The organism is Clostridia bacterium (assembly GCA_017410375.1).
Taxonomy (GTDB): Bacteria; Bacillota; Clostridia; order RGIG6154; family RGIG6154; genus RGIG6154.
The window spans coordinates 93,560-115,916 of sequence record JAFQQW010000016.1; the positions used below are offsets into that span (position 1 = coordinate 93,560).

Annotated in this window: 14 protein-coding genes; 1 reads left to right on the top strand and 13 read right to left on the bottom strand. The window is 38.2% G+C overall.

All coding sequences use genetic code 11. From position 1 onward, the window contains the following. Nucleotides 1-8: 8 nt before the first annotated feature. From malQ to IJE10_02480, 3 genes are all read right to left on the bottom strand, one after another. Nucleotides 9-1,445 carry a 4-alpha-glucanotransferase gene (gene malQ, locus IJE10_02470; GenBank protein ID MBQ2966971.1) on the bottom strand — a complete coding sequence of 479 codons (1,437 nt, stop codon included), beginning with the start codon at nt 1,443-1,445 and terminating at the stop codon, nt 9-11. Between the two features lie 82 nt (nt 1,446-1,527). Continuing rightward, the gene (locus IJE10_02475) at nt 1,528-2,415 is read right to left on the bottom strand and encodes a sugar phosphate isomerase/epimerase (protein ID MBQ2966972.1); all 888 of its coding nucleotides are present in this window, start codon (nt 2,413-2,415) and stop codon (nt 1,528-1,530) included. Nucleotides 2,416-2,550: 135 nt separating this feature from the next. After that, entirely contained in the window at nt 2,551-5,577 is a 3,027-nt protein-coding gene (locus IJE10_02480; protein MBQ2966973.1) for an alpha-mannosidase, read from the bottom strand. 111 nt (nt 5,578-5,688) lie between these two features. On the opposite strand from IJE10_02480, the gene IJE10_02485 reads away from it, so the two are divergent. Then, a complete protein-coding gene (locus tag IJE10_02485; GenBank protein MBQ2966974.1) occupies nt 5,689-6,546 on the top strand; it encodes an AraC family transcriptional regulator in 858 nt (285 codons plus the stop codon). Nucleotides 6,547-6,609: 63 nt separating this feature from the next. Here the strand turns inward: IJE10_02485 and IJE10_02490 are convergent, their stop codons facing one another. From IJE10_02490 to IJE10_02535, 10 genes are all read right to left on the bottom strand, one after another. Continuing rightward, nucleotides 6,610-8,532, bottom strand: a complete 1,923-nt coding sequence (locus tag IJE10_02490) for a DUF4838 domain-containing protein (protein MBQ2966975.1) — start codon at nt 8,530-8,532, stop codon at nt 6,610-6,612. Between the two features lie 23 nt (nt 8,533-8,555). Next, entirely contained in the window at nt 8,556-9,434 is an 879-nt protein-coding gene (locus IJE10_02495; GenBank protein ID MBQ2966976.1) for a sugar phosphate isomerase/epimerase, read from the bottom strand. A 13-nt stretch (nt 9,435-9,447) separates the two neighbouring features. After that, on the bottom strand, nt 9,448-10,317 hold the full coding sequence (locus tag IJE10_02500) for a PHP domain-containing protein (protein ID MBQ2966977.1): 870 nt from the start codon (nt 10,315-10,317) through the stop codon (nt 9,448-9,450). 14 nt (nt 10,318-10,331) lie between these two features. Beyond that, nucleotides 10,332-11,126: an EamA family transporter gene (locus IJE10_02505; protein MBQ2966978.1), complete on the bottom strand. Its 795-nt coding sequence runs from the start codon at nt 11,124-11,126 to the stop codon at nt 10,332-10,334. A gap of 272 nt (nt 11,127-11,398) precedes the next feature. Next, a complete protein-coding gene (locus tag IJE10_02510; GenBank protein ID MBQ2966979.1) occupies nt 11,399-12,235 on the bottom strand; it encodes a helix-turn-helix transcriptional regulator in 837 nt (278 codons plus the stop codon). Between the two features lie 306 nt (nt 12,236-12,541). Continuing rightward, nucleotides 12,542-14,149 carry a hypothetical protein gene (locus IJE10_02515; protein ID MBQ2966980.1) on the bottom strand — a complete coding sequence of 536 codons (1,608 nt, stop codon included), beginning with the start codon at nt 14,147-14,149 and terminating at the stop codon, nt 12,542-12,544. A 12-nt stretch (nt 14,150-14,161) separates the two neighbouring features. Then, entirely contained in the window at nt 14,162-16,498 is a 2,337-nt protein-coding gene (locus IJE10_02520; protein ID MBQ2966981.1) for a glycoside hydrolase N-terminal domain-containing protein, read from the bottom strand. A 26-nt stretch (nt 16,499-16,524) separates the two neighbouring features. Beyond that, nucleotides 16,525-18,726, bottom strand: coding sequence for an alpha-galactosidase (locus IJE10_02525; GenBank protein MBQ2966982.1), 2,202 nt, complete (start codon nt 18,724-18,726; stop codon nt 16,525-16,527). 40 nt (nt 18,727-18,766) lie between these two features. Next, nucleotides 18,767-21,469, bottom strand: a complete 2,703-nt coding sequence (locus tag IJE10_02530) for a hypothetical protein (protein MBQ2966983.1) — start codon at nt 21,467-21,469, stop codon at nt 18,767-18,769. 166 nt (nt 21,470-21,635) lie between these two features. Next, on the bottom strand, nt 21,636-22,352 hold the full coding sequence (locus IJE10_02535) for a DUF4886 domain-containing protein (GenBank protein ID MBQ2966984.1): 717 nt from the start codon (nt 22,350-22,352) through the stop codon (nt 21,636-21,638). Between the last annotated feature and the right edge of the window lie 5 nt (nt 22,353-22,357).

The following is a 22,357-nucleotide window of genomic DNA, read 5'->3' on the forward strand; positions in this document are numbered from 1 at the left end:
TGAGACTCCTATCTGTTAAACAATTTGTTCAGCTTACGGTATTTTTGTTTATCAATGGAATCAAGCTGTTCTTTTGTGATTCTGTATTGCCAATTGCCGTCTGCTTTCCCCGGAATGTTTAAGCGTGTATCCGAACCAAACCCAAGTAAATCCTGTATGGGTAAAATTACAAGTCCTGCATTGCTTGCAAACACCGTTCTGATAATGCTGTCGTAGCTCTTATCCCAATCAGCTTCGGTGAATCCGCAATAATCCAAAACCTCTTTGCGTGTGTTATCATCCAATTCCCAGATGTATCCTAAAAGGGTATTGTTGTCATGTGTGCCTGTGTATGCGACACTGTTATTTACATAGTTATGCGGTTTATGCGGTGAATCTCCGTCCGATAAAAAAGCAAACTGGAATACCTTCATGCCCGGGAACCCGCTGTAGTTTACAAGCTCAATCACCTCATTGGTAATATCACCTAAGTCTTCTGCAATAATCAGTTTGTCGCCGGCAAGCTTCTTAATTGCATCAATAAACGGTTTGCCCGGACCTTTAACCCATTTTCCGTCTTTCGCTGTTTTGGCACCGTACGGAATGCTGTAATAAGCCTCTAACCCTCTGAAATGGTCAATGCGTACGCCGTCAAACAGTTCAAGCATCAAACTCATGCGGTCGAGCCACCATTTATAGCCGTCTTTTGCCATAACATCCCAATCGTATAAAGGGTTGCCCCAAAGCTGACCGTCTTCCGAAAAATAATCCGGCGGAACTCCTGCAACGCATTTAGGAACATTTTTTTCATCCAACTGAAATAATTTCCTGTTTGCCCACACATCACAGCTGTCATACGCTACGAAAATCGGGATATCACCGATAATTTTTATTCCTTTGCTGTTCGCATAAGCTTTTATTTCGCTCCATTGATTGAAAAACTCATATTGGATAAACTGCCATGCAAATAAAATATTTTCGTCGCAGCTATCTTTTTCCCAGGCATACCATTCCGTATTATCGTTTGCTTCTTTCAATGCCATGAATTTGCAAAAATCTGCAATATGAGGATGAGACTCGATAAAATCCTTGATTGCACTTTTGTCTTTTATGCGAAGTGCTGCGGTTTTCAAAAGCTTAAAACGTGTATGGAACAAACGAACATATTCACAACCGTAAGGTGTATTTTGTCTATGCGCATCAAGCTCCTCTTTCGACAATAATCCTTTTTTATACAAAGTGTTTAAATCCACGAAATACGGATTACCTGCAAAAGCAGAATAAGATTTATATGGCGAATTACACTCATCCACCATAGTAAAAGGTAAAACCTGCCAATATTTAAATCCGCAATCGGACAGAAAATCAATAAATTCTTTTGCCTCTTTTCCGAAAGCACCCGATGAATACTCACCGTAAAGAGATGAAATGTGCATTAAAACACCGCTTGCTCTTTCCAATTTCATTCCTCCCTGCTGTTTTATTCATTATATCATAAATATGCAAAAATGTAAATAACCGCAATGCAAAACATTGCGGTTAAATCATTCAGCATTCGCTTTCAATTTCCGAAATATAGCGTTTTAAATTGTTGAAGCCTGTAGTGATACCCTGAATACAATCCTCTGCCCCTTCATACTCTATGGAAACATAGCCATCATATCCGGCACGTTTTAAAATACGCAGACACTGTTTTACAGGAACACATCCCTGACCGATAATAGAACCTTTAAAGAAATTTCCGCCTCTGGTCATGCCGTAGCCTGCTCCCGGATGTGCATCTTTTCCGGAGCGGATGAAGAAATCCTTGCAATGTACATGAACTGCATAAGGCGCGAGACGAGAAACCGCCAGAGCATTGTCATCATCTGCGCATACAAAGTTGCCCATATCCACCAAAAGACCGAAATTTTCATGATTCACAGCATTAAAAAGCTCTTCCATTCTGTAACTGTCCTGGAATATGTATCCGTGGTTTTCCGTGCAGGTTTTGATACCGAGCGACTGACCGTATTCCGTAATTTTTCTTGTATTTTCTGCAATAGTCGGGAGCATCAGCTTATAGCTTCTGCCGTCTTTATCGTTGCCGAATGTAAAAGTGGAATCGTGTCTGAGTACTTTTGCGCCCAAAATTTTTGCCACATCCAGCTGTCCCTTTAAACGGTTGATTTCTTGTTCAGCATTTTCTCCTTTGCAATAAAGAGATGCACCGATGGTATACGCATTGATATCCATGCCAAGCTCGTCGGCGCGTTTTTTAAGCTTTAATGCGTATTCCTTCTGATCGTCAAGTGTATATCCTTCTTTTGGATTTAACTCTGTAAACTCTATAGCCTCAAGACCAATTTTCTTCGCTTCATCAATTGTATCAAGCTGTGTCAGTTTTCCTTGTCGGATGTACTGATGAAATGAATACGAACTGACTGAAATCTTCATATCATTTTCTCCTTTTTGTTAAGTTAGGCATCTGCAAAGCATCTCCTGCGATCCCTGTTTCGGAATAATTGTATCATATTTTTTCTAACAAGTCAATTATAAAATAAAGCACCGCAGTAAGCGGTGCTTTTTGGCTTATTCAACCATTAAAGTTACAATTTCAAAGGTAGAAACATTCAGTTCAATCTTGTTATCGCGAACAGGAATTTCCGAAAGTTTATTTTCCAGCATATCGCAAAGGTATGCCTTTTTGATATTAAAACCAAAGGTGAATTCCGCTTTTCCGCGCCTGTTGTATGCGTCATACGCACGAACAACAATTGCATCACTGTTTTCTGCTTTTTTCACGGTATCAATAATCACATTTTTCTTATCACAGGAAACAATGCTGAACTCTGAAGCAAGACTACCGTCGCCCAAAGCTTTAAACACAACAAGCGGTTTATTTAAGAGATACGCATTTTGCACAACTTCGCCCTGCTTATGGTTACCTGCGTGGGGATAAAGGCTATAAGTGAAAAAATGCACTTCTATATCTGCCGCTTCGTTCGGATAGGTACCAGCCTTCAGCATGGTAAGCTTTAAAACATTCCCTTCGGTGTTATGACCGTACTTGCAGTCGTTTAACAGTGCTACACCGTAATCATCTTCTGAAATGTCGGCAAATTTGTGCGCACAAACTTCAAATTTTGCCGCATCATAGGGCGTGTTTTCATGAGTCGGACGTTCCAGATATCCGAACTGTGTTTCATAAACTGCTTTGTCTGTATGCACATTTACCGGAAAGGCTGTTTTGAGTACAATATGCTTTTCTTTCCAGTCAACAACTGTTTCAAAATCAATTCTTCTGGAATTTTCATACAAAAACATATGCTGTGTAATAGTAGAGCTCAAGAATTTACGAACAATTTTAAAGCCTGCGCGTGCACCATCTGTAATGGGCTCAAATACTTCTACATTATCCACACTCCACATTTTCTGCTTGTAGTACGGAGAAAGTTCCCAGTTATCATAGTTGTACGGCAAATCCTCAAATGCCTGAATCACATTCGCTGCTTTGCCCGATTCCACAACCTCGCGCTCCAATTCTTTATCGTAAACAGAAATGATGTTTGCTTTTTCGTCCAGTTTTACAACAAAATACTTGTTTTCAACTGTTCTTTCTCCGACTTTGACAGTATTATCACAGGAAAGTGCGTCAAATGTTTTCCAGCCGTTCGCCGGAACCTTTTCAGCATAAACAATTTTACCGTCCACATTTACATAGCCGTCTGTTTCAAAGCCGTTGGGATTATACACAACAACGCCTTTTTCCACACCTTTTGCAATGGTGTCGTACGCTTTTTGCAAAATAGCATTTCCGTCCTCGGCAATTTTTGCGTACTGCTTGTCAGAGGTTTTATATACCTCTTCAATGGAAGAGCCGGGAATGATGTCATGGAACTGGTTTAAAAGAATGGTTTTCCAACCTGCATTGATTACATCCTGCGGATAGGCTTCACCTTTCAAACGATTTGTAATGGCAGAAAGTTGTTCTGCGGTCTGGTACAGAAGCTCACATTTTCTGTTGTTTCTTTTGTTTTTAGCAATAGATGTATAGGTACCACGGTGAAATTCCAGATACAACTCGCCCACCCATTTGGGCATCTTCTTCAAATCACAGGAAGCTTTGTCGAAATCAGCTTTAAGCTTGGTAAGGTATTCAGTCGGATTCTCAATAACTGTTTTCGGTATACCGGGAATGCCGTATTTTAAGCGTCTGTGAAACTCTAACATTCTGCGAACAGGACCGCCGCCACCATCACCGTAGCCAAAGGTCATCATGCTGCGTTTGGTATATGCTTTTTGTTGCAGTCTCTGCCTTGTTCCTTTTGTCATGGTCGGTGTGATGTCACAAACATAGGTGGTATAACGTTCGCCTTGAGGCTGATAATTTTGCGCCGTAATGAATGCGGTGAAAATCTGTGTGCCGTCAATACCCTCCCACATGAAAACATCATAAGGCAACTGGTTGGTGTCATTCCAGCTGATTTTGGAGGTTACGAATTTGTCTACGCCACACTTTTTCAAAATCTGAGGCAATGCTGCAGAATAACCAAACACATCTGGAAGCCAAAGTGTTTTGCTGTCTACATCAAATTCGTCTTTGAAAAATTTCTTACCGAACATAATCTGTCGGATTAAGCTTTCGCCGGAGGATAAATTACAGTCTGCTTCAACCCACATTGCACCTTCGGGTTCAAAGCGTCCTTCTTTTACACGCTGTTTGATTTTTTCATACAGCTCGGGTTCGTATTTTTTTACATATTCATAAAGCTGAGGCTGTGAGGACATAAATTTATATTCATCATATTTTTCCATCAACTTTAAAACAGTTGCAAAAGAACGTTGCGCCTTTTCTTCGGTCTGATCAAGTGTCCAGAGCCACGCCACGTCAATATGGGTGTGCCCGATACAGGTTACCTCATAATCACTCTTACCGCATACATCTTTATTTTCATAGTATTCGTTTTTCAGAAAATTAATCGCTTTATCAATTGAAGCATAGAATTCTTCCGAATATGGTACACGCAAATCCAGAAGATTGCATGCCATTTCCAGATATTTTGCAGTCAGTACTGCATTATCATCCGTTTCGTCCATGCAGGAAAGCGACTCGAAAGGCACGCGGATATCATAATAAAGCTGTTCAACCGAAGCGTCCACAATTTTAACAGAAGGCTCAAAAATAAACTTCCCACCTGCCATGCCGGTATAGAAATATAAGTGCAAGTCGTACTCTTTATCAAATTCAAGTTCGGCATCCGTGTGGTTCATGTCCATCCCCTGCTCTGCTTCACCATTTAAAAACAACAAACCTTGAGGATTGCAAGAATCCCATTGCCCTTCACGGCCGGTTCTTAAATCAAAATAAATTTTGTGTCTCGGTGATGTCTTTGGAGGCGTTGCAAGCTTTGAATACACCCAGTAATGCTTATCCACACCGTCAAAAAAATCTCCGAACGCAAGTGCATCCCAGGATTCATCTGCAACAGGACATCTTTTTTCTTTTTTGTAACCGGTTTCGAGTTTTAAGCAAGTTTCAAGAGGCGTTTTCTGAATTGTTAGTAATTCGCCGAGAACTTTAACAATTTTCTCGATTTTTTTGTAAGTAAAATTCATATTCATTCCACCTTTCGTTTTTAGTATATCACATTTAAGCCGGCATTTCTTTCGTTGACTTGATATATTTTTTATGGTATAATGATATTTATATAAAGGATGGTGGTGGATTTGTCTCAAAACACACAAAAAACATATGTTCTGAAGAGAAATTTAAAAGAGTGGCATACCAACCCGGAAACGGGCTTTTTAATCCGCAGAGTTTATGGGGAAACGGAAAGGTTCACATACCACGATCATGACTACTATGAAATCTTTTTAACTGTTTCCGGTACAATCAAGCATTATATAAATGGTAAAAATCAATCGTTAGTGCCGGGCTGTCTTGTTTTTATCCGGCCGTCCGATAAACATTTGTATGTATATCAAAACGAAAAGAATTATGAGTTTGTAAATGTTGCGCTTGACCCGGAAATCATCGAAGGAATGTTTTCATACTTGAAAAACGTAACAGACACTGCAGAATTTATCACGTCATTTCTTCCGCCCACAGCGAGGCTGACAGTTAACGAAGTTCAAAGCTTTATGAAGAAAATCGATTCCTTTAATGCGTTTCAGCAGGAAGATATTCAATCAAAAAAGTTGAAAATCCGAACTTTTTTACTGGAAGTATTTGCAAAACACTTTATTAACAATGCATCAGAAACAAAAAATGAAGTTCCTTTGTGGCTGGATATTACATGTGATAAAATGAAAAAGCCTGAGAATTTCACTGTCGGAATTAAAAGGATGGTGGAACTAAGCGGAAAAACGCAAGAACATCTTGCAAGATGTGTAAAAAAATATTTTGGAGTAACCTTGAGTGAATACATAAACGATTTACGCCTGAACTATGCGGTGAATCTGATTACAAGTACAAATTTAAAAGTCACAGATATCTGTTATGAAGCGGGATTCGGAAATATCAGCACCTTTTATACCCTTTTCCAAAATAAATATGGTGTTGCGCCAAAACAATTCAGAAATTAAACTTAAATATTTATAACAAAAAAATACATCTAATTTTGATAAAATGCGTCCCCTACCGGATTTTTACCATTCAAACACCTCATCGGTGTTGTGCTTGTGATAATAATGCCAGAAATCACCTGTGATAAATTTTTCGTCCAAAACAGAATCGGTTATTTCACGGGAGTCTCTGCGTACATATTGAACAAGCTCGGCATGAATTTTATCTTCTGTTTCTCTATCATCGTTATATCTCGCAATGTAAATATCCGCAAGATACAAGCAGAGTTTTGCGTGCACCTTAAGATACTGCCAGTCATGCGACTCATTTTCGTGAATACTGATATGTTTCTTCTCAAAATCAGACACAACTTTCTTGATTTTTGCAAAGTCAGCAAGCACCGCATTCTTGTCCTTTTTCTTTTCAAGTCTTATAAATTCCGGATCGAAAAGTTCAGAAAGTAGCGCAAGATAATTCTTAACCGTTTCAGCATTTTCATGGAATGCTGCTTCAAAATATTCCTTTTCTACATCAGAAAATTCACTTTGTTTGTTCCAAAGTGCGCAAGCCATTCCATACTGCGGAAGACCTGTTGGCAACGCCACACGCAAAAGCTGACAGCTTATCATTCCGTTAAGTTTGAGTTTACCTATATTTTTCATATCTTTATGAAGCATCTTTGCCACATAATAATAACCGGGGTCGGTATGATGATCCCACATCAGATGATAATCAAACAAAAAGCTGTCTTTTACATTTTGTTTCTGCCATTCTTTAAGCCTTGCCACATTCTTTTCAAGCTCAGTCTCACCCTTGAACTGATTTAATACAAATGGTTCAAGTTCTACTTCTTTTTCAATATCCAAATCTTCATAAGAATGAGTATAGGAACGGCTTATTGGTGCAAAATCCAGTATTATACGGTCAGAATTCTCGATTTTTTCTGTTTCCGGCGCAAACATCAGTTCATTGTAAACAGCAACTACAATTTTTGTATCAATACTTTTAGCTGTAAGCTTTTTGTCAATCTCATTGAGCATCATTACATAGTAATCTGTCACAATCTTCTTTCGGCACTCATCGCATTCACAATGATTATTTGCATGGTCTGCAAGATAAAAATGCAGTGTCTTATATTCCGGATGTTCTTCTGCAAATTCTACAAATGCGTCTGCCATTTTCGTTCTTGCTTTTGGGTTGGAATAACAAAGATTTGTGTCTGCTGCACAGCTTCTTATTCCTCGTTTTCCGTCCACCATTGCAAGAAGTGGAACCGTTTTTTCATCAATCTCTGTTTCGCAACTTTCCCATCCTGTAGATTTTACTCCCATGGCTTTTCCTGTCCATATATGTCCGCCCGTGTGATGATTGATGCCGCGCTTTGCAATTTCTTCTTTGACAACCTCCATAATTGCATCCACTTCATCGTTTGTAATTTCGTTTCCGTAATGCAAATCGTTTTTGTCATTATAAAAATTATCGTAATATCTCCTTACAAACTCACCGGGCGTAACAAATTGCGTAAAATATTCGTTCATACCAACTTTAGGCAACCAGTCGATGGTATTTACAATATGCTCGTAACCGGTTGATCCTTCTATGCAAATACCACGATATTTGTAAGATGCAGTTTCGTTTACAGAAACAGTGAGCATATCGTAATAAAGTTTTTTCTTCGGTATCTTTTCACCTGTTTTCCCGGGATAAAGATAGCGACATCCCAATTCATACATAAAGCGGTATATGGCTATCAGAACACTTCTTTCATTCGAGCCGCTGATAAAGCCGACGCTCTTCTTCACTTCAATATAAACAGTATCATTTTCGTTTTGTTCTGTAAAATCTGTGCCAATCCAAAGGGTATTTTTAACTTGTGCATTATATGTTTTGTATTTCCTTACATCAAGAACAATTGTACTGTCCATTTCTTTTAAAAGTCTGCAAAGCTCGCTTGTCGCAAAAGAAATAACTTGGCTATCTCCTGTTTTCGCAATAATCAGTCTCATAAAAACTCTCTCCTCATTTAAAATTATTCATATAAACCGTTTACAATTTCGGTAGCCATAGAAAACGCAAGACGACAAGCGTTTTCAAAAACCTGTTCCGAAAATTTGTCGGGAAAAAGTAGTTCCAAAGAAAAAACGCCGTCAAAACCAACTTCACGCAGCGCCTTTACCCCGTCCTTCCAATCCGCCATGCCCATACCGGGAAAATTGTGCTGATCGGAATGACCATGGTTATCGTGCACATGAAGCGTTTTGATATATTTACCGCATTTTCTGATTTCCTGCCCCAAGTGAAGATCGGGCGAAAAAGCAGAAAGATGACCTGTATCCAGACACATTTTTACATTTTCCAGATTAACCGCTTTTAAAACCGCTAAAATTTCGTCAGGCGTGGAAATGGAAAAGCCGATGCACGGCATATTTTCGTAGCATAAGGTAACATCATATTCCTTTGCATATGCGCCAAGCTCTTGCAAATAAGAAACATTTTTATTAAATGTATCTTCAGCAATAGTTGTTCCCCTGTCACTCCATCCGTTTGGCATAAAAGGATGCACTACAAGATATTTGCAGTCTAATATTTTACAGCTTTCTATTGCAATTTTAATGTTTTGCAAAAGGGTTGCGATTTCCTGCTTGGATAGGGCACGCGCAAGAGAAATAACAGGTGCGTGCGCCTGATTTATTTTAAGTCCTGCTTTTTCCGCAAGCATCTTTTCGCGCAAAAGGATTTTTTCACGTGTAGCTTTATCTGAACTGTAAATCATACTGTTCGTATCACTCAAAATACTGAAATCCACACACGAATACCCAAACTCTTTTGCTTTTTCATAGCTGTTTTCTTTCCAGTATTTAGAAATCCCGGATTCACCAAAACTACTTGTATTAATACCTAAAAGCATATTTTTGTTCTCCTTACAATTCAATAATATTGCTCCACGCATAGTTGCCCGACTTGTCATGCACTTCAACTCTGATCCACTTTTCATAGTCCTTGATTGTATATTCTGCATGCGTAAGATTCTCGCCTCGTACAGCTTTGTCCTTTGTGATAGATGCATTGGAAAGAAAATCAATCATAACGCATTCGCTACAATCTGCAATGATTTTTCCGCCTTCTCTTTTTACATACAGTTCAGGTCCTTGGGATGCATAAAAGTTTTTGTTTTCAATTGCCTTTAAAATATCCGCCTGCGAATCACTTTCTGCCTTTACCATTATGTAGGATATGGTATCATCAGTTCCGTCATAATAATGTGCATCGTCTGTTGCAATCAGCGGATACACAATGCCATTATTTGCAAGCACATCCACGATATAGCCCGAATACGGTCTGCTGCTTAAATGGGCATTGGAAACGGTATTATAAATTTCGAGCAACGAAAAACCCTTTAATGGCTTTACATCCGCTATTGTATTTAACGACCACGCAGGATGTGCCAGGATAGCTTTTCCGCCCGCTTTAATAATGCCGTCTATTACTTGCTGTCTTGAATTTTCAGGTGTAAGACATGGCTCTTCTTTCATACCAATGCCTACAATGTGCATAACATCTGTTGCAGTATCCGCACCGCCGAGATTATATTCACAGCCCGAAATGATTTTTAAACCGCAAATTTCATCTGCATCATGGTACACCCAATGGTCGGTGATTGCAATCGCATCAAACCCTGCATTTTTATATCGGGTTGCAACATCCTCCGGCGAAAGAAATCCGTCCGACAGCATTGTGTGTATGTGAAGGCCTACTTTGTACCAGTTTTTCCCGAATTTATCTGTAAACATTTTGATTTTCCTCCTTAAAAATATCCATTCAAAATTCCACTTAGCAAGACAGTTGCCAAAAGGCCTGTAATTATAGCAAACCACTGCTTGCCTGAAAGCTTTTCTTTGAAAATCAACACAGACGAAAGCAACAGAAAAATCATAGGAATGAGATTTACCAAAGGAAATATAATTACGGTTGGAAGTACGCCCACCAGGTATATGTTAATTGAATGGGAAATCGCATTGGAAAAACCACCTAAAATTTGCATATAGTTTAATTTTTTTCTAAAATCAAACTTTTCATTTGTCTTTTTGCATTCAATACACAAACAAACGCATGATAGAATTACAGATACCACAAAGCAACTTACAAGTAAAGCAAAGTGCTCTGCTCTATGTTCGGGAGAAGCTTGAAGTATTTTCTGAAAAATGCCGATAAGTCCGGAACTGACAAACGCAATCATTGACCATAAAAGCCATTTAAAAGATGCGCTTTTATTTTCTTTCCTGTTTTCAGCAGATAACACAATACAAGCAATCATTGTCAGGATTCCGATATACTGAACGATAGAAATGGTTTCATCAAAAAACAACCCGCTTAAGGTTGGTATAACAACCGAAAGAGATACGATAACTGTGGTGTATGAAAAAGGTCCGTGCGAATAGGCTTTTAGGGATGCATATACAGCCATGGTGTTTGCAGTCCCCATAAAAGCACCGAGCAAAACCGTGTACACACTGAAACGTCCAAGCTTTTCCAGCAAAAGAAATACTATCAGAACCGTACATAACGAAAACATATTCTGGAATAAATTAAAAGTCCACATATCCGAACTGCTTTGGTCGTGATTGTGCTTCGAATAAAGTCCTCGTGAAAAATGGATAAGGAAACCCGTTATTAATGTTATAAAACACAGTAAAATTGTAATTTTATCCAACATATCTGTCACTCCCACATCCTAAAAAATCACTTTATTGCTGATCTTCATTATAATGTATCCGACTTTAAAAGTAAATGCACTTTTTTAGCAACAACGAGCACTTTCTTATTCGCTTCAAAACAAATAAGAAAACCGCCATTTGGCGGTTTATAAAGCAATTATTCATTTTTTAAGCACTTATTGCGATATTCTGACGGAGACATTCCTGTCTTTTTTCTGAACATCCGGGCAAAGTAAGAGGGCGACTCGAAATTTAGAGCATTTGCCACACTTTTTACCGATTCTTCATCCAAAACAAGCATAGACATTGCCTGTTCGATTTTTTTGGCGTATCGGTATTCAATGGGAGTCATACCGCTGTATTCTTTAAACAAGCGGTTAAAACAACTGATGCTGACAGGACACATTTCTGCAACTTCGGCAACGCTCTTTGTCTGTTCGGGGTCGTTTTCCATATAATCAATACCTTTTGAAATTCCAATGAATCGCGGATTGCATTTTCCTTTTTTCTTATCTTGTAAAGCGAATCCGTGCATTATGAGTTGCAAATTTGCACATATATAAGGAAAAGGCTTCTCGGGCATAGTATATAAATGGTGTAATTCTTCTATCTGGCGCATGATATTTGGCCCGAAAAACTCGTTCATTTTCATTATTTCACCTGAAATTACAATCTGCTCTCCGTACTCGTCCCGCATCATAAAATCGGCGGATAAACCGTGATATACCACAGTTTCATCGCATTTTTTAAACACGCAGGTATATTCTGCACCGCCCGGAAGATAAAGGAAATCTCCGGGTTTTGCGGTTAAAAATATTTTGTTGTTGTAAGAATACTCAATTTCGCAGGCAGCCACATACAAAAGCGCACTGTTACGCCGGTTTTGATTTGCATAGCTCCAGCTGTACCCGTCACACCACAGTTCTTTGGCTATACCGCCAAGTTCTATGCTGTAGCGCTTCGCATATAAATCTTTCAAAGACACTTGATACATACGCCTTCACCTCTCGACTTCATTATAGTGAAAAATTGATATTTTGTCAACAAAAGTCATTTTTTATTTGAAATTGCTTCAAGGATGAGTGTTTTTTGCGTAAAAAGATTCTGTTTCTTCATTTCACTGCACAACAAAAAAATCCTCAAACAAAAGTTTGAGGATTTTTCTTGGGTAAAGACCATAACTTTGATAGAAAGTTTCATCTTTAATCCGTATGGTTTCATTTTTTGAAATTCGGTTTCATTTAAATAGTTATGGTTTCAATTCACGATGTAAGGTTTCTTTTTACAGATGCCGGCTACGTTACATATCCGTTTCCACCGTTTTGCAATGCACAGTATCATATAAAGGCATTTCCTGCCCAACGATTTCATTTCCTTTAAATATAAAGTTTTCTACATTGTTGGCAGAAACCAAAATTGCATTGCAACTTCGGAATGTATTATCTACTACTGCGATTTTTTTATGATAGTATTTTCCTTCTTCGATTTTTTTGCGAGGAACAACTGTTATAACCGAGTCACTCCAAAAATAGCTATATTTACATCCATCAAAAACATTGCCTGTAATCAGAACATCTTTTGTGCCACCTGCTTCATACCAAAAGTTGCCGTTTGCTTCAAACATTATTGCAGAACCCGCAGACTTAAAAATATTATTACGGATGACAATTTTACCGTGTGATGCAAGAAGCATACTTCTTGCGCGGTTGTTTACCATAGTGCAATTTTCAAACAAAACTTCCGGCACATGGCTTATTTCATCTACTACATCTCCAATACGGATACCAGAGGTATCACCCTCTACTTTGACTTCCAACAGTTCTAAATTGATGCGTTTTACCGAAACCACTTTGTATTCACCATTTGGAATCAAGCTATCCGGATCTGCACTTTGCAAAACATCTCCGGGCGCAACTATATTTATCCCCGCCTGTTCACAATGCACCTGTTTCAAAAGAAGAGTGTTATCGAATTTGTTCACAATTTTCAAATAAATGCTATGTACATTCAAAGCATCATCTAACTGACCTTCAAAATAGCAATCATGAATGTGAATTTTCCCTTCACAATGCACAAAATGAGTAGCGTCTGCATTGATAGAATAGCATCGATCATCCTTGCACCGTGTGTTAAAGCGAACAACCTCTATATCTTTACTGTTTTGTGCAATAACACCCATTCCCAATCCGCTATAGACAGTTACATCTTCAATTTTTGTATTTTGGCTACGATTTATAAATATAGTAGCTGCTCTTCGTGTTCTGGAGGCCATAACTACTTTTTGGCCTAATTGCAACGGAGCACGCAAATTTTCTACACGATATATGCCGTCTTCCAATGTCGTAAACAACATACGATTTGAGCTTTCATGACCGGCACTAAAATATTCACAGACACCTTCAGAAAGTCTGCCATCTTCGTCGTGATAGTCCATATAAAAAAGTTTGTATGATTCTTTGGGTTCAAATTCACCTGCAAATATATCGCCACCGTGAGTATATGTCTTGCCGTGGGTATTGCAAAGAATTGCAGATGTTTCACCGCCCTCTATCACTTCAAACTGTGCATTGAAAGTGCAGTTCGATGTGAATGAAAATCCTTTGATGGTAACATTTTCGCAATGACTTATAATTATAGGAGTAAGTACATCTTCAAAAATAAAATCGCTGCCATTACCATCTAATGTAAAATTCTTAAATCCTTCTAAAAGAAAGCAACACCGCTTAAAGCCTGCATCCGAATGATTAGACATGCAATAAACACCTTCTGAGGCATATTCGGCGAAAATATGATACTCACCTTTATCAAAAATAAGTCCATCTTCACCGTGTTCCTTACAATATTGAAGAGCCGCTTGAATATTATAAGCAACATCATTGGTTGTAGCAAACTGACTGTAATGTACCATTTTGTTTCTCCTCTATTTTATGTTTTTATAGATAATTTTAAATTCTTTTTCTTCAAATTTATTAAATGTTACAGAAAGTTCCCGTTTACCGTTTTCTTCAAAAATCATATTTGACGGAAGAACGAGCGTGATATTTTCTTCAGTTGATTTTTGTTTTAAAAATGCTGTGGCGTTCTGATCGTTCCAATTGAGCGAAACCTCTGTATTGGTTCTTGTAAGCAACGGTCCTATTTCACCTTTTCCCCATCTTGAAGGCATTGCATTGAATAAATACAATTCATTTGCTGTTGAAAATACAAACATTTCATTTATCGCACTTGTAATCCCCATATTCGCATCAAGCTGAACAGGTGCTTTTGTTTCCATCCCGGCACAAGTGGCAACGCCCATTCTTCTCCAGTCATTATGCGTTGTAAACAAATTACTTAAAATACACGATTTTGCGAGCATATCAATCGCATTCAATGCTTTATCGCCATAACCTAAACGAGAATAGGTGTTCGCCATATACGCAAGCGACCAACCTGATTGTTCCCTCATGCCCACAATCTCGCGTTTTTCAACCGCTTTTACTGCTGCTTCATAAAGTGCTGGATTACTGTTTTTCGTAATCTCGGTTCCCGGGAAAACAGGATACAGATGCGATTCATGTCTATGCTTGTAGTTATCTTTATAAAAAGGATGCATCCACTCGGATAGTGCGCCGTCCTCATTAATCTGATAAGGCGGAATTTTTTTAAGCATTTCTTTAAGTTTTTCAGCTTTTTCCGAATACATTCCTGTGATTTCTATACCTTTAAGCAAGTTGGTGAACAGCTCTTTTGCTATTGCAAAATCCATCGTTGCATTAACAGTGACCTCAGAATTGCAACCCATAGTCAATACATTTAAAGGAACATTTTCGGGAGAATTTGACGGTGATGATACAAAATATCCACTCTCATCAACAGTGAAATAATCTTCATAAAACAATGCCGCTTCATACATAAACGGTAATGCTCTGCGTTTTAAAAATTCTGTATCGCGGGTGTACAGATAATAGTCAAAATAATGTTGTGCAATCCACCCTGCTCCGCCTGTCCAATGAAGAATATGCGGATAAACCAACTTATGAAGTCCGCTTTCGGGCGTACTTACAGAGCATATATTTATACCTCGACACCCGAAAAGTTTCATTGCATTTTCACGGTAATCATCCATATGTTCTTCAACATAGTTAAATACATTCAAAAGGAGCTTGGGCATATTTCCGCTTAAAGCCTGCCAATATATCATTTCAAGATTTACATTAAACATGTTATATGCCCACATGCCATTATAATCACCGCACCAGAGACCATAAAGATGACAAGGAAGTCCATTTTCACAGTTAGCACAAACCAAAAGATATCTACCGAACGACCATAGTTTTTCAACGAGTTCGTCCGAACATGTATTTCCGTAAGCATCCATCAGCAAAAGTTCATTTGCTGTATCTCTGTTTCCATCCGAAAGTTTAAAGGTTGATGAATTGAACAACGCTTTGTGTAAAGGCATATGCAACATAAATGCCGTTTCATAGTCCGGTGCATCTGAAAGAATTTTTTCTATGTCAGAAAACTGTTGTTCTCTTTTCCCGTCAACAAAAGTTTTCAATACCAAATCAACACTTTTAGCGTTCGTTATATGTATTCCGTTTTCTTCAATCGTTTCTGTTCCGTCGTGTGTTACCTTAGCAACTGCGCCGTATTCTTCGTCCCATTTTGAGCCAAAGAAAACAAATCCTCTTTTGTATGTTGTTTTTCCATCCGGCGTCGCAAGAGCACCAATCGTTTGCAAATCATGCACTTTCAAATCAACAAGTATATTTATACGGTAATCTCCCGAAGCGGTAATCTTGCAATAAACATTTCCGTCATTTCTTGAAACGAAGACCCTTTTTTTGAATGTTGTGTTACCTTCATCCCAAGGCACAACCGCTTCTTCTGTTTCCATATCAAGTGTGCGCTCATAATTTTTAAAAGCTTCATTGCAATCAAAAACCATATCAATGTCACAAAGCGGAAGCGGTCGTCCAAAAGAAGCTCCGTTAAAGCCTTTTTCTTTTAAAGCATCTGCTATAACATTTTCAGCCTCTTTAACCTTGTTTTTAGAAAGAAGATCACGCATAGTTTCAATATGCTCGTGAACATCGGGCAGAAACGGTTTATTCTTGTCACGCCACAATTTCGAATGATTTATCGCAATAATATCATGACCAATTCCGCCATACAAAAGAGCGCCTGTTTCACCATTTCCGAGTGGTGTTGCTTCTCTCCATATATCGGAATAGCACGACGCAGGATATTTCATTATAATTTCTTTTTTCAAAACTACACCTCCATCTTTTTAGTCATTTATGCTAAACGATTAAACACATATACTTTGTTGGTGTATTCATATCTGTGAATAGCTGTTATACCAAAATTCATCAGATAATCTCCGCCAAACACTTCTCCGGTTTCTTCTAATTCATATAAAGCATTTATATCCAACCCCTGTAATTTAATATGGTCTAAAGACGGATTTACCTTGCACTCCATTGTGTAATCAAATAAAACAACCTGGTTTTTATCTTCCGAAACAAATTGCCACACCGTATTCTGTGTTGATTTATCATAAGGCGAACGAATTCTGTACATATCACCATAATGCACAGTTTTACGAATCCTTTTATAAAATTTAACCTGTTCAATCACCTGATTAAAATCATCTTCAGAAAGTTTATTCAAATCAAGCTCATAACCAAGTTGCCCTGCCATAGCTACATTACCACGGAGAGAAATGGGTGTTGTTCTGCCGACCTGATGATTTGGAACTGCTGAAACATGCGATCCCATAGAAGATACAGGATACACCATACTTGTGCCATGCTGAATGTACATTCGTTCTATCGCATCAGTATTATCACTTGTCCAGATTTGCGGAGAATAATACAGCATCGCAGGATCAAATCTGCCTCCGCCACCACTACATCCTTCAAACAAAACATTCGGGAAAGTGGTTGTGATTCTTTCAAGAACATCATAAAGTCCAAGCACATATCGGTGTGCAATTTCACCCTGTTGATCAGAAGGATATGCCAATGAGCCAACTTCTGAAATATAACGATTCATATCCCATTTTACATATGTAATATTTGCACGATGCAATACATCACTCACAGCATTCACAATATAATCACAAACATCTTTTCTCGATAGATCTAAAACATACTGGTTTCTGCCCACGCTCATTTCACGACCGGGTACCCCAATACACCAGTCAGGATGTGCCCGGAACAAGTCGCTGTCTTCCGAAACCATTTCGGGTTCAAACCAAAGTCCGAACTGCATACCCAAATCATTCACACGCTTTGCAAGATTCTCAAGACCTTTTGGCAACTTGTTTTTATCTTCATACCAATCGCCCAAAGATGTTGTATCATCATTTCGTTTACCGAACCAACCATCATCTAAAACCATAAGGTCAATCCCTGCACTTTTAGCTTTTTCAGCTATGCTTACGATTTTATCTTCATTAAAATCAAAATATGTTGCCTCCCAGTTGTTAATTAAAACAGGCCTCTCTGCATCGCGATATTTTCCACGGCATATACGGCTTCTGTAAAGACTGTGATATGTCCTTGACATTTTTCCTAATCCGTCTGATGAATAGACCAAAACAGCTTCAGGGGACTGAAAATCTTCCCCGGAATTTAGTTTCCAACAAAAATCGTGTGGATTTATTCCCATATATACACGTGTCGTATCCTGGCCATTTACATCAACACCGGCAACGAAATTTCCGCTATATACCAAGCTGAATCCGTACACTTCTCCGCTTTCTTCTGTGGTTTCAGGACGAGCCAATGCCACAAAATTGTTTTGAATATGGCTTGTTGTTCCTTTCGCACTGGAAACCTCGATTTTTGTATGCGATAATTTTGTATTGTTGATATGTCTTTCTCTTGCATGAGTTCCTGCAAGATTAATAAACTCATAGTTCATATCGGGCAAATCAACAGTTGCACTCATAACCGATTTTAAATAAATACATTGCGTTCCGTTATTTATGTAACGCACACTTCTTGCAATGGCATCATACTTTTCAAAAGTGGTATAACAAAGTACAGCTTCAAGACCTGAAATTGCGTCTTTTAAATAAATTTCCAATGTTGTTGCTTCGTCATCAGATTCAGTATAAGTAGCCGGCAAACCTTTTAAAGTCGGCTTCCCTTTGAAAATTTTATATCCGTTATACCAAAGCTGTGTTACGGTACTTCCATTTTCATACCGAGCGTGAAAGGATGGTGTTCTGAAATCAGCACTACCGAAGGTTGAGAAATCAAGCAAAATATTATCTCCTCGGATGCCAAGTTTTTCATAAGAATCACTGTTAACCACAGAGTAACTTGAAGTATGTGCTTTTGCAAGACTATCACACGATGGCATAAATGCGATTTTTTTACCATAATGTGCGTGAAACAGATACTTGTCTTCCACAACTCCAATAATATAACTTGTGTTTGGTGTTTCAAGATAGAAATTTTTTGTTTCTTTATCAAAACGAATTGACATAAATTAATTCCTCCTCACAGAATTTATATTTCATATTGCATCAGCACACTCCGGTTTCTACGAAACAGTAACCCTCGTTCCATTTTTCAAGTTGTTTCCATGTGTAGTTCCATACACATCTTTCTTTGAAAAATGACCCCGGACCAACTCCGTAACTTTCTCCGATTTCAAGATGGTGAGGTCCAAGCAGATTTCTCAAATTGTTTATTAGTGTAATTTCAATCTTGTTTCTGCCTTTCTCTGCAATGTCTAAAATCGGGATTTTTTCGTTATAAAGAGTTATCTTTTCATTGTTCCCTATTTTAATGCGAACGGCATTTATACCTTTGAGGTCAAGCATAAGATAGGGATTTTCACCAAGAACATCAACCGTGCCCTCAACGGTAAGTTCACCGCTGAAGAATGGAAAACCCTGCTGTTCAATATTTGAAAGTGTAATCTCGCTCTTAGGTTCTTCTATTGTAAAATCACCTGTATAACGAACTGCGTTTTTGTCAAGCTTTTCCCAGTTGTCGTCCGTTCCCACAGAGAAATCACCAGCCAAATAAATTGCTTCAATTTCCATATCGTAGAAGAGCTTGTTCTTTTCACTTTCAAAAAGTTTAGATTTACGGATATTTTCATATACAGTTTCGGACTGAACAAAATTACAGTCAAAACTTATTGTGTTTTTACCGAGTATTAAATACTTTGAAATATCAGTTTTTCGGAACGAGATATCTCTGAAATATCCCTCGTCTTTAAATTCTACTTCTATTCCGTTGACATATATTTTAAATATTTCGGGAGTCTCGCACACAAGATACAATTTTTCGGGAATGTAGTTTGCAGTCACAAAGTACTCCTGATGGATTTTAACAGGTCGTGCAAGCTCATTCGCACGCTCTGCAATATTTAAAACATATCCGTCTTTTTCCTGAAGTTCACCATCAAAATAGTAATCACATTTATCAAGAGTGATTGAGTTTTCAATCTTTCCCTTAATTGCAAATGTTCCACTCAAACGAACCTCTGAGTCTTTAAGAGGCATTTGGGGTGTATCTTCTGTTTCAACAACCATAAGACTGCCCCAAGGCTCAAATTCATAAGGTGATTCAAAAGGTTCAAGCTCGCCGATTTCAATATTAACCTTAAGCCCGTTAACCAGAATTTCAGACCGTTTTCTTTCTACGCTTGTATTTGTGAAGTAATGAACTTTATACTTATCATTTTCACGAAGCGTATATGTCAGCGACTTATCTGTTGTTACGGAATTTTCGTCAAGAGAATTTGCGCAGTCTAAAATAATACCGCCGTTTGTTGTAAATTCCGATAAAATCTTTTCGGTTGTGGGAAGAAGCACATCGCATTCTGCAGTAATCACGTATTTGTAGCTCTGAAAACCGATTTCAATTCTGTCCTCAACAACTCTTGCGTGTCGTTCCATAATGGTTTCATCACCTAAATGGAAAGGCAAATGCTTTTCTTCAAGTTCATGAATAAGATTTATAAATCTGGCAAACTTTTCATTAATTCCTGCATTTTCGCCGGCATCGTAAAGTGTCCAGGCTGATGTCTGTGGATGAATAACCAAAATTTCAGGCTTGATTTTACCCTCCGTTAAAATCATTCCCTCTCTGCTCATAGCATCAACAAAGTGTTTATATTCACTCCACCAGGGTTGCTGACAGTACATCGCAGGCGGATAATCTCTCTTTCTTATACCTCTGTTTGAGTATCCCTCGAGGTGCTGGCAAAGAAGGTTAACACCACGAACCATCTGCCATTCGTACATACCTTTAAGCTCTGAAAAGCTTATATTGTGCCCACAACAAGCGAAAGTTTCAGAAAGAACTTGCTTTTTCCCCAACTGTTGTGCAACAGAACTTAATTGATGCATTGTTAAACCGTCAGAAATTCCTCTTCCGAGCCAATCCATTCCGGGAATGTGGAAATATTCATAATGCGGCATACAAGCACCGTTTGAAGGGAGCTGTGATAAAAATGTTTCCTCTAAAACAAGATGGCCGGTAAGTTTAAGACCTCTTTCATCGCACCAATCATATATCTGTTTCATATAAGCTGACGAAAACAAATCCGTCACCATTTTCCAGAAATTCACACGTACTTCTTTGTATCCGTCCACTTCAAAAAACAGTGCATCAAGGTGTGAAAGCAAATCGTCATTATAACGGTTTTGGTATTCTGAAACCATCACAAAACTCCACGGAATACCGTTTCTTGAAACCTGCGGTTCATCGGTGAAAAAGCCCTCAATACTGTTTTTATATTTCTGATAATATGGTTCATAGGTGCATTCAATGAATTTTGCAATTATCTTTTCATCTAAAGTATCAACATAAAAAGGATTCACATCGTAATAAAAATACAAATCACCTATCTGACAAATTGCAGTTTCTTTATGGGTAAATTCTTTTTCAAAGCGAAGATATTTCTGCTGATAATCAATACCATGACCGTTTACAAATCCGTTTCCGAAACCGCTGGGCCATCCATTTTCATCATAAGCCCAAGCGCCCATACCGAGCTTTTCAGCCTCATCAATCGATACAGAAACATTTTCGAACCATTCTTCTCCCATATACTCTGTCTGAAGTCCGCCCCTTGCGTGCATGAAAAATCCGCCGATACCAACATCGTGCATTTTCTTTATCTGACTTCTTGTTTCTTCGGTATCAAGTTTTTCATTCCAACTCCAAAAAGGTATGGGACGGTATTTATCAGATATATTCTTAAAATTCATAAGCATTCCCCTCAGTTATTTGTTCTTTAACCTTATGCAAATCTGAAAAAGAAAGTCGCCTGTTCGTTGAAACCATGAACAGGCGTATAAAATACTTTTCAGTTGTTTGAACACAAGTGACTATATCTTGAAAACATACTTTCTTTTAGTAAACAGAGCGCCTTTTTCAAAATTGTTCTTCTATTATTTTTTGAACTGTTTCTTTTTCACTTTCAGAAACTTCTTCATCAAAATCGCAGAAACTGTTATTCAGAACAGAGTTACCGGTTAAAACTTTGTACCACAAAAGACCTGCTGCATATCTGCCTATACCAAGTTTCAGATGAAAGGTATCGCGGTAAACACTTTCGATACCATTATGAAGAATACAGCCAATCATCTCGCCGGAAGGAATGATTCCGTCAGCAGAAATTTCTATCTTCGCCTGTTCATAAGCAGTTTTGATATCTTTAAACATTTCATCATAAACTTCATATCCAAGCTCGTTGATTTTTTTACTGCCGCTTTCGTAAGCCCATGTCTGATGAATGTAAATTTTTGCTTTAGGAGAATGTTCTTTTATGTAATTTGTAAGTTCAAAAATGTACGGCTTGTAATTTGCAAAATCTACCGATTCTGTGCTTACCTGCTGAATGGTTATAACATCCCACTCCCTGTTTATAAGTGCATCTTTAAGCGTTACGAGAAAACCTGTGCTTTTCCCATTCATCTCCAGCATGTATTCTTTCAGGTTCCCTTTCATATTTTTGAAATGTCTGAAAAAAGAGCATGCACCGATATACAAATTAAAACAATTTATATCCACACCATCTGCATGGGCTATTTGATGCAGATATCTTGTCGCATCCTGCGAAAAGCTGTTTCCTATCGATAAAATATTCATGTCTT

Excerpts from the sequence above, each read along its gene's own strand:
- IJE10_02490 (MBQ2966975.1), bottom strand. The coding sequence starts at position 8,532 with ATGAGACTGATTATTGCGAAAACAGGAGATAGCCAAGTTATTTCTTTT.
- IJE10_02500 (MBQ2966977.1), bottom strand. The coding sequence starts at position 10,317 with ATGTTTACAGATAAATTCGGGAAAAACTGGTACAAAGTAGGCCTTCAC.
- IJE10_02535 (MBQ2966984.1), bottom strand. The coding sequence starts at position 22,352 with ATGAATATTTTATCGATAGGAAACAGCTTTTCGCAGGATGCGACAAGA.
- IJE10_02510 (MBQ2966979.1), bottom strand. The coding sequence starts at position 12,235 with ATGTATCAAGTGTCTTTGAAAGATTTATATGCGAAGCGCTACAGCATA.
- malQ (MBQ2966971.1), bottom strand. The coding sequence starts at position 1,445 with ATGAAATTGGAAAGAGCAAGCGGTGTTTTAATGCACATTTCATCTCTT.
- IJE10_02530 (MBQ2966983.1), bottom strand. The coding sequence starts at position 21,469 with ATGAATTTTAAGAATATATCTGATAAATACCGTCCCATACCTTTTTGG.
- IJE10_02495 (MBQ2966976.1), bottom strand. The coding sequence starts at position 9,434 with ATGCTTTTAGGTATTAATACAAGTAGTTTTGGTGAATCCGGGATTTCT.
- IJE10_02525 (MBQ2966982.1), bottom strand. The coding sequence starts at position 18,726 with ATGTCAATTCGTTTTGATAAAGAAACAAAAAATTTCTATCTTGAAACA.
- IJE10_02475 (MBQ2966972.1), bottom strand. The coding sequence starts at position 2,415 with ATGAAGATTTCAGTCAGTTCGTATTCATTTCATCAGTACATCCGACAA.
- IJE10_02480 (MBQ2966973.1), bottom strand. The coding sequence starts at position 5,577 with ATGAATTTTACTTACAAAAAAATCGAGAAAATTGTTAAAGTTCTCGGC.
- IJE10_02515 (MBQ2966980.1), bottom strand. The coding sequence starts at position 14,149 with ATGGTACATTACAGTCAGTTTGCTACAACCAATGATGTTGCTTATAAT.
- IJE10_02505 (MBQ2966978.1), bottom strand. The coding sequence starts at position 11,126 with ATGTGGACTTTTAATTTATTCCAGAATATGTTTTCGTTATGTACGGTT.